Here is a 13953-nt window from a genome sequence, read left to right as displayed (position 1 = left end):
TTTTTCCTTGTTTTATTATTTTACTTTATTTTTTGTATTTTCTTCAAGTGGAAAAACAAAATTTAAAATAATCGCTGTAATTCCTCCTGCTGCAATCCCTGAAGAAAATAAAGTCTTAAACCATAAAGGCATAAAATTTAAAATATCAGGATTATTTGAAACACCAAGTCCTATACCCAAACTCATTGCAATGATAATAATAGAACGACGGTTTAAATTTTCTTTTGAAATAATCCTAACCCCCGTTGCAGCTATCGTACCAAACATCACTAAAGTTGCCCCACCCAAAACAGGCTCTGGAATTTGCAATGTAATATCTGCTACAATAGGAAATAATCCTAAAATCATCAGCATAAAAGCAACTATAAAGCCCACATAGCGACTTGCAACACCCGTTAAAGCTATAACGCCATTGTTTTGACCAAAACACGAATTAGGGAAGGTATTGAAAAAAGCCGAAACAAAAGAGTTAAGACCATTAGCCAAAACCCCTCCTTTTAACCTTTTAGCATAAAGCTCACCTTTAACAGGTTGGTTTGAAACTTCACTTGTTGCACTAATATCACCAATAGTCTCTAAAGAAGTTACCATAAAAACCAAAATCAAAGGTAAAATCAAATTATAATCAATACTTAAGCCATAATGCAAAGGATCGGGTAAAAAGATCAAAGGTAAATTTTCATTAAAGCTAAAGCTAAAGTTTTCAAAAGTCATAGCCACCAAAAGCCCTATAATCATAGCGATAAATAAAGATGAAATTCTTATATATACATTATCAAAACGATTTAAAATAACAATACTTAAAATCACCACTGCAGCAAGCAATAAATTTTGCAATGAACCAAATTCCCCGCTTGCTTTAGCAGCAAAACCACCTCCAGCACTTATCAAACCTACATTGATCAAACTAAGACCTATAATCATCACAACAATGCCTGAAACCAAAGGCGAAATAATTCTCCTAACAAAAGGAAGAATTTGAGAAATAATCATCTCTGTGGTAGAACAAAGCATTAAAGTCCCAAAAATCGCTCCAAGCATCGCTTCTTGACTCAAACCATTATCTTTTAAAACTAGTCCACCCAAAATAATAGGCGTAACAAAATTAAAACTTGTTCCTTGAATAGACAAAAGACCACTTCCCACAGGACCCCAAGTCTTAATTTGCAAAAGCGAAGCTACGCCTGAAGCAAAAAGCGACATACAAATGATTCTAGCTGTATTGCTATCATCTACCCCAAGTCCTTTACAAATCAACAAAGCAGGCGTAATAACAGCCACAAACATTGCCATCAAATGCACTAACGCAGCAAAAAAAGCCTTAGCAAATGGTGGCCTGTCTTCTAAGCCATAAATTAAGTCTGTTTTATTTTCCATCTTTCTTTCCTTTTGTTTGTTTACTTACCAAAATAATTCCTCCTATAACAATGCTGAAAATTCCTATAAAAACCATCAAACTAGGAAAATCATCTCCTAGCAATATACCCAAAAATAAAGTAAAAACTACATCTATATAACTAACCCCTGCAACCACTCCTGCTTTTTTTGCTACACCATAAGCTTTGGTAACATGAATTTGATACATAGCACCAAAAATACCCATTAAAATAATAAAAATCCAAGCTTTAAAACTAGGCATAACAAAAGGTGCGATTAAAAAGTCCAATTCTTTTGCCTCGTAAAATGAACCTATGATCATAGAAACCAAAGGCATTAAAGTACCAATCAAAACAAAAGATAAGGCTATAAAAGGCGCTGGATATGATTTTCTAAGTTCTCTTACGCTAGTTAGCGCCAAAGCTGCAAAAAAACCACTTAAAATTCCCAGAATGCTATTTTTTAAATCAAAACCCGAATGCGTACTACTATCTGCAAAAGGCTGACAAACCAATAACACCCCAATAAAAGCGATCAAAATTCCAAAACACGCTTTTAACCCTAACCTCTCTTTAAAAAACAAAAAGGCAATTAAAGCTATAAAAATAGGTGCTGTTTTTTGAAATGCAAAAGCACCTCCTAGGGAAATATTAGAAACATTATAAAAGAAAAGATATAAAGCAACTGTTCCTATAATACCTCTAAAAATAAGCAGTCCAAGATGTCCACCACTTTTATGAAAATTTAATTTTGAAAGAGCATAGAGCATGAAAGCGGTGCCTATGATATTTCTAAAAAACATAATTTCAATTGATGATAATTCTTCGCTTAAAATTTTTGCACAAGCACCCACAAGTGCAAACTCTATCGAAGCAATAATCATAAAATATATACCTAAATTTTTTTTGACAATTCTTAACATATTAATTCCACATAAAAATTCCCGTTATTTTAGTCTTTTTTGCTTAATTTTAAGGCAATTTTTATATAATCACAAATAAAAATTTAAAAAATGGGTATCAATGCAAAGTATTATTTTAATAGGAAAACCTAATGTTGGCAAATCAAGTCTTTTTAATAGACTTGCAAGAAAACGTATAGCTATCACTAGCGATATTAGCGGAACCACAAGAGATACAAACAAAATCGAAGTAGAGATTGATGGTAAAAAAGCTTTGTTAATAGACAGCGGTGGGCTTGATGAGAGCAACGAGCTTTTTAAAAACGTCAAAGCAAATTCTCTCAAAGCTGCTAAAAATAGCGATATTATCTTTTATATGGTTGATGGTAAATTCCTACCTGATGATGAAGATAAAGCATTTTTTTATGAAATGAAAAAACTCAACAAACCCATAGCTTTAGTAATCAATAAAGTCGATAACAAAAAAGATGAAGAAAGATCTTGGGAATTTTCAAATTTTGGTGTTAAAGAAGTTTTTAACATCTCGGTTACACATAATATAGGCATCGATGAGCTTTGCATGTGGGCTGGTAAATTCTTAAATGAAAGCTTTTTAAATGCAGATGAAGAAGAAGATTTTGAAAGTTATTTAGAAAATTTTGATGAAAATAGCGGAGATTTTAAACTAAAAACCATCAATGAAAACCACATTAAAGTAGGGATTATTGGTAGAGTGAATGTAGGAAAATCAAGTCTTTTAAATGCCTTAGTAAAAGAAGAACGTAGTGTGGTAAGCGATATAGCAGGTACTACCATTGATCCTGTTAATGAAAGCATTATGCATAAAGATAAAATCATCGAATTTGTAGACACTGCAGGGATTAGAAAACGTGGAAAAATACAAGGCTTAGAGCGCTATGCACTCAATAGAACCGAATATGCTCTAGCTAATGCCCAAATTGCGCTTTTAGTTCTAGATGCAGCTGAGGGTTTTAACGAGTTAGATGAGCGTATCGCAGGACTTGCTGCCAAACATTGTTTGGGTGTGATTATTGTTTTAAACAAATGGGATAAAAGCGAGCTTGATTTTGACAAAACTTTAAAAGAATTAAAACTAGATCGTTTTAAATTTCTAGCTTATGCACCTGTTGTAAGCGTATCGGCTTTAAGTGGAAAAAGAGTGCACGTACTTTTAGATAAAATCTTAGAAGTTTTTGCAAATTTCACACAAAAAATTCCAACAGCAAAGTTAAATGCTTTAGTAGAAGAGGCCACAAGAGCACACCCATTGCCTCATGATTATGGAAAACTAGTTAAGATATACTATGCCGTGCAGTATGACTTAGCACCTCCAAAAATAGCTCTAATCATGAATCGTCCTAAAGCCTTGCATTTTAGTTATAAACGCTATTTGCAAAATCAAATCAGAAAACATTTTAATTTTGAAGGCGTGCCTTTGATTTTAGCTTCAAGAAAAAAAGGTAGCAAAGATGAGCAAGAAGGATAACCTCCTTTTTGTAGGTTTTATGGGTTGTGGTAAAACGACTATTGCAAGAGCTTATGCAGAAAAATATGATAAATTTTTTTTAGATACAGACTGTTTGATTAAAGATAAATTTAATCTTGAAATTAGTGAATTTTTCAAAATATACGGGGAGAAAAAATTTCGTAAAGAAGAAAAAAAATTGCTTACTTTTCTTGCTAACACTCAAAATTGTTCCATTGCAAGTGGTGGTGGTTTTATACAACAAAAAGGGTTAAAAGAGATTGGTAAAATTGTTTATCTACAAGCAAGTTTTGAATACATCATACAAAGATTAAAGCAAAAGGAATTATCTGCAAGACCTTTACTGGCTAATCCAAACAACGCCAAAATGCTTTTTAAGCAAAGAATAAAAAAATATGAAAAAAAAGCAGATATTATAATTAACATTGAAAACAAAAGCATTAAAAAAATTATCAGAGAGATTAAAAAAGAGGTAAAATGAGAGTTATTACAGGTTTACAACCAAGCGGGGATTTACATATAGGAAACTATTTTGGATCAATCAAACAAATGCTAAACATGCAAGAAGAAAGTCAAATGTATATGTTTATAGCAAACTACCATGCTATGACTTCAAGTTTTGATGGGGAAAAACTTAGACAAAACTCGCTTAAAGCTGCTGCGGCTTTTTTAAGCTTAGGAATTGATCCGCAAAAAAGTGTTTTTTGGTTACAAAGCGATGTCAAAGAAGTAATGGAGCTTTACTGGATCCTTTCTCAATTTACCCCTATGGGGCTTTTAGAAAGAGCACATAGCTACAAAGATAAAATCGCCAAAGGCTTAAACGCCAACCACGGGCTTTTTTCTTATCCTGTTTTAATGGCTGCAGATATTTTACTTTTTAACGCACAAGTGGTTCCAGTCGGCAAAGATCAAATTCAACACGTTGAAATTGCAAGAGATATTGCCCTAAAAGTCAACAACGAATGGGGAGAAATCTTCACCCTACCTCAAGCAAAAGTTAACGATGAAGTTGCGGTAGTACCAGGTACTGATGGAGCTAAAATGAGTAAATCATATCAAAACACTATTGATATTTTCAATACTCCTAAAGCCATCAAAAAGCAAATTTCTTCTATCGTTACAGACAGTACAGCTTTAGAAGATCCAAAAGATCACACCCAATGTAATGTCTTTAACATTGCAAAACTATTCTTAAACACTCAAGAACAAGAAGCCTTAATCGCGAGATATCAAAAAGGTGGCGAAGGATATGGGCATTTTAAAATGTATTTAAACGAAATTATTAGTGAGTATTTTGCTCCAGCCAAAGAAGAGTATGAGAAACTACTAGCTAATCCTTCTAAAATCGAAGAAATTTTAGAATTTGGCGCAAACAAAGCAAAAAAACAAGCTCAAGAAACAATGGAAAAAATTTATGCTAAAATAGGACTATAATAAGGAGTTATAATGTTAGATCTAAAACTTTTACAAAATAATTTTGATGAAATCGCACAAAAATTAAAAGCTAAAAAAGTCGATGAAAATTTACTTAAAGAACTCAGTGAATTATTTGTCAATTTAAAAAAAGAAAAAGCACTTTTGGAAGAATTTCAAGCTTTTCAAAATAAATTTAGCAAAGAACTTGCAACTGCACAAGATAAAGAAAGTTTAAAAACACAGCTAAGCCAAAATAAAGAAAAAATCAACACTCAATCAAAAATCGTTAGTACACTAGAAGAAAAACTAGAACAAATTGCTCTTGCAGTGCCAAATATACCAGATGATTGTGTACCTTTGGGGGAAGATGAGGATGAAAACGTCGAACTTAAAAAAATACTTACTCCGCCTAGTTTTGATTTTGAGATCAAAGAACACCATGATTTAGGTGAAAAATTAAACTGGCTTGACTTTACAAGAGGGGTTAAAATCTCACAAAGTCGTTTTTGTGTACTCAAAAATGAAGGGGCTTTGCTAAGTAGAGCTTTAGTAAATTATATGATAGATTTTAATAGAAGTAGAGGTTTTGAGCTAGTTAATGTGCCATTTTTAGTCAATAGCGCAACTATGTATGGCACCGGACAGCTTCCAAAATTTAAAGATGATATGTATAAAGTAGAAAATGATGATTTATACCTCATCTCAACTTCTGAAATTCCTGTGACCAATCTTTATTCTAATGAAATTTTAACCCAAGAAGAATTGCCTTTAAAAATGACTTGTTATAGTGCTTGCTTTAGACAAGAAGCAGGAAGCGCAGGAAGAGATACTAGAGGCATTATCAGACAACATCAATTTGAAAAAGTAGAGCTTGTTAGCATATGTAAACCTGAACAAAGCGAAATGATGTTTGAAGAAATGCTAACTTGTGCAAGCGATTTGCTTAGTTCTTTAGGATTGGCTCATAGACATTTAATGCTTTGCACCGGAGATTTAGGTTTTTCAGCTGCTAAAACAGTAGATTTAGAAGTATGGCTTCCATCTCAAAATAAATACCGTGAAATTAGTTCGGTTTCCAACTGCAAAGATTTTCAAGCAAGAAGAGCTAAAATCCGTTTTAAAAACGACAAAGGCAAAAACGAATTAGTACACACACTTAATGGTTCTTCACTAGCCGTTGGTAGAACTTTGGTTGCTATTATGGAAAATTATCAAGAAAAAGATGGAAGCATAAGAATTCCTGATGTGTTAAGAAAATACTTTTAAGAGGAAACATGGCTGAAGAAGTAACACTTAAAGAAGAAAATAACCAAGAAAAAGCCTTTTCAGATATTGATGAAAATCCTGGAGTGGAAGAACAAACCATTCCTCCAGGTATGATACCACCTGAACTAGAAGATGAAGAAAGTACTTTTCAAAGAGTAGAAGAAGAACCCCCTGCTCCTCAACCCCAAGAAGAAAAAAAACTTTTTGACAAAAAATTTCTTATTTTAATTTCAGCGCTTGGAGGACTCGCGCTTGTTTTATTGATTGTTTTAATTATACTCATCTTTTCTAAAGATGAACAAAAACCTACTATACAAAATTTCGCAGATGATAATTCAAGCACAAATATCACCAGAGTAAAACAATCAGCGCTTGATTTAGTTGTACAAAAAGCAAATTTACTATATGAAAAAGGTGATATAGAAAGCGCTTTAGAGCTTTACAATAATATCAATATTTTCAACCAATCTCTATCTAGCTACAATCTTGGAGTGGCTCAGATGAAGCAAAAAGATTACACCAGTGCGATAGAAAATTTTAAACAATCTCTTGATCTAGGTGAACATAAAGTAGCAGCTAGTATTAATCTTGCTGTGTGTTATTATAATCTAGGCAATAGAGCAAAATTCAATCACTATATCGACTTAGCTAAAGCTTATCTTCCGCAAGATTCAAAGTCTTCTTTGTATTATTATTATCAAGGTTTGATTAATTACTACCAAGGTTTTTACCCAGAAGCATTGCAAATGTTTTCAAAAGTAGACAATCCATCTTACAAAGATGAGTCATACTACATTAGTGGCAAAATTTACTCTCTTTTACAATCAGAAAAAAATGCTATCAATTTCTTACAAAAACAAGAAGAATACAACGTAGATCTTCCACTAGGTTTATTATATGCAAAGATCGGCCAGTACGCCAAAGCAAAAGAACACCTTGAAAAATCAAGTAAAAGTGACTTACACAAACAAAGAAGTCAAGTTGCCCTAGCTTTGGTTGACTTAAAACTAGGACAATACGCCAATGGCTCTGAAATCTTAAAAGCTTTATATATTAAAGATAGAGATATCGGAACGAAATACTATAAAATCAAAACTAGATTAAAACGCAATTTGTCTAATATAGACATTGCTCAACAAAATTTCGCAAAAAGACTGATCACCGGAAAACAACAAATTTATGATTTGCTGTTTTATTTTTCCCCTTACCGTGTTTTTGATGTCAAACAGAGTATGGAGCTTATCACTAAGGCTGATTTGGGAAATTTCATACAAGGTTATGAATATGAACTGCTAGTTAAAAGCAAAGCCTTATCAGGCGTTAATGTGGAATTATCCCATGCAATCAACCTTGCTTTTAACTTTCACTTAAGAGAAGCAAATCAAGAATTTAAAAACATTAGTGAAATTTATCATGCGCATGATGTTATTCACTATAATCTTGCTCTTACTTATGCCCAACTGCAAGATTATCACAATGCTTATAAGCATTTTTCAACCGCATATCATCTAAATCCTAAAAACTACATTGCAGGAATTTTTGCTATTTTCTGCATGGATTTAGTAAAAAAAGACTATACAAAATTAACCAATGAGTTACTAGAAAACTTACAAGCAGATCCAACAATTGATCAAAACCATAATATTTACAAATATCTCATTCATTTATCAAGAAACGACTTTACAGCAATGATACCTTATTTAGATAATCTTTCAGGCAAAGAAAACTCACCATTAGAATTAATGTTTTCTATCATAGCTGCTAATGGAAATAATCTTGAAAATTTAAGAAATGAAAAAATTAAGGAACTTAAAGATTTGCTAAAAGAAGATATTATTAGTAATATCTTATATTTTAATTCAGAAAATACCAATCTAGATATAAAAGAGTATGCTAAAAAAGCTCAAATATACTTTTTAACCACTAAACTTGATTATAATTCATTATTTGGTGGCGCAGGCATTGTAAAAGATAGCTATGTAACACTTATGCAGATTACGGGTTTGCTTAATCATGTTAGAAATGACATTAAAAAAAGACTTTCTACTAGCAACAAAAACTCCATTGGGCTGATCTTTGCTTTAGCATATGTAGATATCTTTGCAAAAGAATACCAAGAAGCATACACGCTTTATAATATTTTGATCGATGATTATAAAATCAAAGATGCTCAAACACTCTTTTTAGCAGCAGTAGCTGCAATAGGCTCAAATAACCCAAATTCAGCTATCGCCTTACTTGAGCTTGCAAGATTAGAAAATGAAGAAACTCTAGAAGCTAGACTTGCGTTAGGTCTTTTATATCACGAAGTGCAAAATTTAGAACCTGCAATGTTTCAGTATGAAAAAGTGGGAAATAACTTCAAAAGCAAATTCTTTACCTTTGATATCAAACATTAGTATTTTCTATTTTATATAGAAAATACTAAACATATAAATAAATTTAACTTTAACTAGAGCAGATGGCTCAACAGAAACTGTTTAAATACAAGATAAGGTTTATGATGATAGTAAAATTAAATAATATTACATGAGATTATATAAATAAAAGAAGTGGCTCCGGATGTAGGATTCGAACCTACGACCAATCGGTTAACAGCCGACTACTCTACCGCTGAGCTAATCCGGAACATCAATAAATAAGAAATGGTATTATATAAGAAAAAAATACTTTTGTCAAGAGTTTTTTACAAAAAATTATATTTTTTTATAAAATTTTACCCCTGCTAAGTTTTTTACAGTAATTTGGCCTTGTTCAACCAGTTGTTTTAGCAGTTCTTTACTGTTTTGGCTAAATTTATTTTCTACGTCAAATTCACTCTGCGCTCTAAGCTGTACCATTTTCAAAAGCTCAAAAGCGTTAAAATCTATCTTATCGCCTTTATAATAATGCTTAGCAAGCACCACAGGCACAGTAGTAATACACGCGCTTAATTCCTCAAGTTTTTCCGTAGATACACCCTTAACTGGATAAGCTGGTGGTCTATCAATCGTGCTTAAATCAACCCTTAAAGGCTTAATTCTTGCAAAAACATCATTTAAAGCATGCATTTCTTCTTTACTATCATTTAAACCTTGTACGATTAAGACCTCCATCACAAGATCACCTAAGAATTTTTCCCTAAAAATTATCATTTTTTCAACCATAGTTTCAAGTCTAATTTGCTTTAAAGCTCTATCGATTCTATAAAATGTTTTTTCTATTGCGCTATCAAGGCTAAATTTCACAACATCAATTCCAAGCAGCGCATTAAAAGAATTAGGGTTTAAAACCCCACTACCATTACTTAAAATCAAAAGCTTTTTATCTTGTTTTATTTTTTTTAACTCATTAACTAGTTTCTCTAAATGAGGATATAAACTTGGTTCGCCATTTGCGGTCAATGTTAAAAAATCAAATTGCACATTACTTTCTAATGCTTTTTGCACTTCATGGATAATATCTTGAACTTCAGGATAGATTAAAGCCCTTTCTAAGGGTTTTGCAGCTTGTAACTCACAATATACACAGTCAAAATTGCATTGTTTTTGATTTGGACTTAAATCAATACCTAATGAAAGTCCAAATCTTCTTGAGCTTATAGGTCCAAAGGTAATTTTACTCACTTTTGTGATTTCTCTTGAACTAACTTAATAAAATATTTTGCATTTTCCACTGGAATATCTGGTAAAATCCCATGACCTAAATTAAAAATATGCGCACTACCTTGCATGATATTTAAAATTTTCTCCACTCCTACTTCGATCGCTTTTTTATCATACAACCTGCAAGGTTCCATATTACCTTGTAAAGTATATTTAGCACCTAGTTTTTCTTTTGCAAGCTCTAAAGGCGTACTCCAATCTACACCAAAAACATCAAAATTTCCATCGATATCATCTAAAAAGCCACTCACACCTTTAGGAAATAAAATCACAGGAATATCAGGATATTTTTCTTTTATAAAATTTGCGATCTCAAGCATATAGTTAAAAGAAAATTCAAAAAACTTTTCCTTCTCCAAAGCGCTTGCCCAGCTATCAAAAATTTGAATAGCATTTGCACCTGCTTTGATTTGCTCTTGAATGTAATACTTCAATGCTAAAGTAAGTTTAGATAAAATCTGATGTAAAAATTCAGGATTTTGATAAACTAATTTTTTGCATTTTGCATAATTTTTACTACCACCACCCTCTATCATATAAGTAGCAATAGTCCAAGGGCTTCCACAAAAACCAATCAATGCTTTATCTTGAGAAAGTTTTTCTCTAGTAAGTGCTAAGGCATCATATACATAAGAAAGATTTTTAATGCTTTTTTCCACATCTAAATTTTCTAAATCATCTTTTGTTTTCAACGGGTTTGAAAATACCGGTCCTTCTCCTTTTTCAAATTTCAAATCCATGCCCATTTCTAAAGGTACCACTAAAATATCTGAAAAAATAATAGCCGCATCAACCCCTAAAATATCAATAGGCTGCAAAGTAACTTCGCTTGCTTTTTTATAGTCTTTACAAAGAGATAAAAAATCTCCAGCTTTTGCTCTAACTTCCATATACTCAGGCAAATATCTTCCTGCTTGACGCATCATCCAAACAGGAGTATAAGGAGTTGGTTTTTTTAAACACGCATCAATAAAAATCATTTTTATTCCTTATATTAGTGATCGCTTTTATGTAAAAAATAAAGACCTATACAAAGAGCTAAAATAGAACCTGCAAGATAGGTCATATCTAAGACGGTGTTTAACTGCATTTGTAAAATTCTTTGGAAGAAATTTACCACCAAAACCATAATGATAACCTTTGCTAGTTTATCCTTGAGTTGATCTAAGCTATGCACTTCTAACACTTTAGATTGTTTTGTTTTTTTAAACTCTTGTATTTCACTAATAAAAAGCTCATAAATTCCAAAAGAAAAGATAAATAAAACTAAAGCCATTAGGTATAAATCCACAGCACCTATAATCAAACCCACAATATCCTCATGCAAATCTACTGTTGAATTAGAAACCATAAAGTATTCAAAAACATATTTTAAAACTTTAATTACATCGTAACTAGCTATAAAAAACAAAACAAAAGCACCAACAAGACCAAAAATAACCGGTAAAATAGTAACCAAACGACTTTTAACTAATAAATTTTCAAAAAATTTTCCTAGCATTTTTCCCCTTTATCAAACCAATTCTAACCATTTTTTTGCAATACGGACAGCATTAGTAGCCGCCCCAACACGAATTTGATCCGCTACACACCATAAATGCACAATATTCTTGTGATTTATATCGCGTCTAATTCTACCCACATAAGTTTCATTTGTATCACTTGTAAAAAGCGGCATTGGGTATTTTTTATTTTCTACATCATCCATTACAACAACGCTTGGAGCCTTAGAAAGAATTTCTCTTACTTGAGCAATATCCACTTCTTTTTCAAAGTGCATTGTAATGGCCTCACTATGGCTTCTAAGCACAGGAACTCTTACACAAGTTGCAGAGATATCTAGCTTCTTATGAAGTATTTTTTGGGTTTCGTTGATCATTTTTAACTCTTCTTTAGTGTATCCATTATCACTAAAAACGTCAATTTGCGGAATTAAATTTAAAGCCAAAGGATAAGGAAAGGTTTTTGCTTCAAATTCATCTAATTCAAACGCAAAAAAACTTTGCATACCTTGAACCAATTCTTCCATACCTTCTTTACCCGCACCACTTGCAGCCTGATAAGTGCTTACATCTACTCTTTTTAAATTAAATACATCATCTAGTGGTTTTAACACATGTACCATTTGTATAGTAGAGCAATTTGGATTTGCAATAATCCCTGTTTTTTTCCAATTTTCAATATCTTCACTATTGCATTCAGGCACCACCAAAGGAACATTCTCATCCATTCTAAAATGACTTGTATTATCAATCACAACAGCACCGCATTCAACTGCGTATTTTGCATACTCAGCGCTTATATTTCCACCTGCGCTAAAAAAGGCGATGTCTACAGGATTTTCCTTAAAAACACTTGGAGTTAATTCTTTAACTTTGTAGCTTTTGCCTCTAAATTCTACTTCACTGCCTGCGCTTTTTGCGCTTGCTAGCGGCAAAATACTTTCAACTGGAAAATCAAGCTCATCTAAAACATTCAAAAGCTCTTCACCAACTGCTCCAGTTGCGCCCACAATAGCAATTTTTTTCATTATCCTTCCTTTTTAAGTAATATTATATTTTTTCATTTTTTCATTAAAAATTTTTTCACTCATACCTATAAGCTTAGCCGCCTCACTTGTATCTTGTGAATTTCTTAAGGCTTCTAAAATCAATTCCTTTTCAAGATTTTTTATATCCTTGCTTTTTCTACTTTCTAAGAACAAATCTTGAGCACTAATCTCATCACTTTCACTTAAAATACAAGCCCTTTGTATAATAGAAATTAATTCTCTAATATTTCCTGGAAAATCATAAGACAATAAAGCATCTTGTGCCTCTTGACTTAATTTTTTTTCTTTAAAGTCATACTCTTTGCAAGTATCAAGCAAAACTTTTTGCGCTATTTGCAAAATTTCCTCTTGACGCTCTCTTAGTGGTGGTATATTAATCGGTATAGTATTAAGTCTATAGTATAAATCTTGCCTAAATTCATTATTGGCTATCTTTTTTTCTATATCGGCATTGGTTGCACTAATAATTCTAACATCAATCTTGATGCTTTTAGTACTTCCCAATCTTGTGATTTCTTTTTCTTGTAAAGCTCTTAGTAGCTTTGCTTGAATTTCATAAGGCATTTCCCCTATTTCATCTAAAAACAAAGTTCCTTCATTAGCAAGCTCAAAAAGCCCTATTTTAGTTGTATTAGCATCAGTAAAAGCACCTTTTTCAAATCCAAAAAGTTCACTTTCAATCAAATTAGATGGAATTGCTGCCATATTAATCGCCACAAAAGGCTTTTGCGCTCTTTTTGAATTTTTATGCACAAAGTTAGCAAAAACTTCTTTTCCTACTCCACTTTCACCAAAAAGAACAACACTTGCATCAGTTTTTGCTGCTCTTGTTGCTAAACCAAGGCATGCCTCTAATGCCTTAGAACTACCATAAAAATCTTGATTTTCCTCATTTTTACTGGATTTTTTACTAGATTTTTTGGAAGTTTTTTCTTGAATTATTTTCGCACGTTTGATAGCAGTTACCAAAGTGTTAATATCAAATGGCTTTACTAAAAAATCTTTAACACCCAATCTCACCGCTTCAATCGCACGATTTAAAGTTGCATTGCCTGTGATAATGATAAAATCATACTTATTTTCACAAGCTTGTACAAATTCAATACCATCCATACCTGGCATATTGATATCTGTAATAATCAAATCAACATCATCATTGATTTTTTTCAAAGCTTCAGTAGCTGATTTATAAGATTTGATAGTAAATTCCTCATACTCACTCAAGGCTATCTCGAGTGATTTTCTCATATTGATATCATCTTCAACTATAACCAAATTCATCATTCAA

Annotated in this window: 12 protein-coding genes and 1 tRNA gene; 5 read left to right on the top strand and 8 right to left on the bottom strand. The window is 32.2% G+C overall.

All coding sequences use genetic code 11. The features are described from left to right. Positions 1-15: 15 nt before the first annotated feature. A complete protein-coding gene (locus A0083_RS02885; RefSeq protein WP_197554039.1) occupies positions 16-1377 on the bottom strand; it encodes a uracil-xanthine permease family protein in 1362 nt (453 codons plus the stop codon). Further along, a complete protein-coding gene (locus tag A0083_RS02880; RefSeq protein ID WP_197554036.1) occupies positions 1367-2299 on the bottom strand; it encodes a DMT family transporter in 933 nt (310 codons plus the stop codon). The genes A0083_RS02885 and A0083_RS02880 overlap by 11 nt, the downstream gene beginning before the upstream one ends. A gap of 100 nt (positions 2300-2399) precedes the next feature. Here A0083_RS02880 and der point away from each other — a divergent pair, with 100 nt between their 5' ends. From der to A0083_RS02855, 5 genes are read left to right on the top strand one after another with little or no spacing between them, the layout of a single operon-like run. Then, positions 2400-3785, top strand: coding sequence for a ribosome biogenesis GTPase Der (gene der, locus A0083_RS02875; protein WP_043019536.1), 1386 nt, complete (start codon positions 2400-2402; stop codon positions 3783-3785). Further along, positions 3769-4266, top strand: a complete 498-nt coding sequence (locus tag A0083_RS02870) for a shikimate kinase (RefSeq protein ID WP_197554033.1) — start codon at positions 3769-3771, stop codon at positions 4264-4266. Before der ends, A0083_RS02870 begins: the two co-directional genes overlap by 17 nt. Further along, a complete protein-coding gene (gene trpS / locus A0083_RS02865; protein WP_197554030.1) occupies positions 4263-5222 on the top strand; it encodes a tryptophan--tRNA ligase in 960 nt (319 codons plus the stop codon). The genes A0083_RS02870 and trpS overlap by 4 nt, the downstream gene beginning before the upstream one ends. Positions 5223-5234: 12 nt before the next feature. Next, positions 5235-6470 carry a serine--tRNA ligase gene (gene serS / locus A0083_RS02860; protein WP_120759538.1) on the top strand — a complete coding sequence of 412 codons (1236 nt, stop codon included), beginning with the start codon at positions 5235-5237 and terminating at the stop codon, positions 6468-6470. Positions 6471-6478: 8 nt separating this feature from the next. Beyond that, complete coding sequence (locus A0083_RS02855) at positions 6479-8869, top strand: tetratricopeptide repeat protein (RefSeq protein WP_197554027.1); 2391 nt, start codon at positions 6479-6481, stop codon at positions 8867-8869. A 154-nt stretch (positions 8870-9023) separates the two neighbouring features. Here the strand turns inward: A0083_RS02855 and A0083_RS02850 are convergent. From A0083_RS02850 to A0083_RS02825, 6 genes are all read right to left on the bottom strand, one after another. Then, a tRNA-Asn gene (locus A0083_RS02850) sits at positions 9024-9098 on the bottom strand. Positions 9099-9166: 68 nt separating this feature from the next. Beyond that, positions 9167-10075, bottom strand: a complete 909-nt coding sequence (locus A0083_RS02845; RefSeq protein ID WP_197554024.1) for a radical SAM protein — start codon at positions 10073-10075, stop codon at positions 9167-9169. After that, positions 10072-11094 carry a uroporphyrinogen decarboxylase gene (gene hemE / locus A0083_RS02840; RefSeq protein ID WP_120759544.1) on the bottom strand — a complete coding sequence of 341 codons (1023 nt, stop codon included), beginning with the start codon at positions 11092-11094 and terminating at the stop codon, positions 10072-10074. The genes A0083_RS02845 and hemE overlap by 4 nt, the downstream gene beginning before the upstream one ends. Before the next feature lie 14 nt (positions 11095-11108). Beyond that, positions 11109-11615: a YqhA family protein gene (locus A0083_RS02835; protein ID WP_039663187.1), complete on the bottom strand. Its 507-nt coding sequence runs from the start codon at positions 11613-11615 to the stop codon at positions 11109-11111. A 12-nt stretch (positions 11616-11627) separates the two neighbouring features. Beyond that, positions 11628-12644, bottom strand: coding sequence for an aspartate-semialdehyde dehydrogenase (locus tag A0083_RS02830; RefSeq protein ID WP_197554021.1), 1017 nt, complete (start codon positions 12642-12644; stop codon positions 11628-11630). 12 nt (positions 12645-12656) lie between these two features. Next, positions 12657-13946 carry a sigma-54-dependent transcriptional regulator gene (locus tag A0083_RS02825; RefSeq protein ID WP_197554018.1) on the bottom strand — a complete coding sequence of 430 codons (1290 nt, stop codon included), beginning with the start codon at positions 13944-13946 and terminating at the stop codon, positions 12657-12659. Between the last annotated feature and the right edge of the window lie 7 nt (positions 13947-13953).

The sequence above is a fragment of the Campylobacter sp. 2014D-0216 genome, from assembly GCF_014931215.1.
Taxonomy (GTDB): Bacteria; Campylobacterota; Campylobacteria; order Campylobacterales; family Campylobacteraceae; genus Campylobacter_D.
Note: the sequence above shows the minus strand (reverse complement) of the source record. Positions and strands in the feature narration are given on the sequence as shown.

Excerpts from the sequence above, each read along its gene's own strand:
- hemE (WP_120759544.1), bottom strand. The coding sequence starts at position 11,094 with ATGATTTTTATTGATGCGTGTTTAAAAAAACCAACTCCTTATACTCCT.
- A0083_RS02830 (WP_197554021.1), bottom strand. The coding sequence starts at position 12,644 with ATGAAAAAAATTGCTATTGTGGGCGCAACTGGAGCAGTTGGTGAAGAG.
- A0083_RS02880 (WP_197554036.1), bottom strand. The coding sequence starts at position 2,299 with ATGTTAAGAATTGTCAAAAAAAATTTAGGTATATATTTTATGATTATT.
- A0083_RS02855 (WP_197554027.1), top strand. The coding sequence starts at position 6,479 with ATGGCTGAAGAAGTAACACTTAAAGAAGAAAATAACCAAGAAAAAGCC.
- trpS (WP_197554030.1), top strand. The coding sequence starts at position 4,263 with ATGAGAGTTATTACAGGTTTACAACCAAGCGGGGATTTACATATAGGA.
- A0083_RS02835 (WP_039663187.1), bottom strand. The coding sequence starts at position 11,615 with ATGCTAGGAAAATTTTTTGAAAATTTATTAGTTAAAAGTCGTTTGGTT.
- A0083_RS02870 (WP_197554033.1), top strand. The coding sequence starts at position 3,769 with ATGAGCAAGAAGGATAACCTCCTTTTTGTAGGTTTTATGGGTTGTGGT.
- A0083_RS02885 (WP_197554039.1), bottom strand. The coding sequence starts at position 1,377 with ATGGAAAATAAAACAGACTTAATTTATGGCTTAGAAGACAGGCCACCA.
- serS (WP_120759538.1), top strand. The coding sequence starts at position 5,235 with ATGTTAGATCTAAAACTTTTACAAAATAATTTTGATGAAATCGCACAA.
- der (WP_043019536.1), top strand. The coding sequence starts at position 2,400 with ATGCAAAGTATTATTTTAATAGGAAAACCTAATGTTGGCAAATCAAGT.
- A0083_RS02825 (WP_197554018.1), bottom strand. The coding sequence starts at position 13,946 with ATGAATTTGGTTATAGTTGAAGATGATATCAATATGAGAAAATCACTC.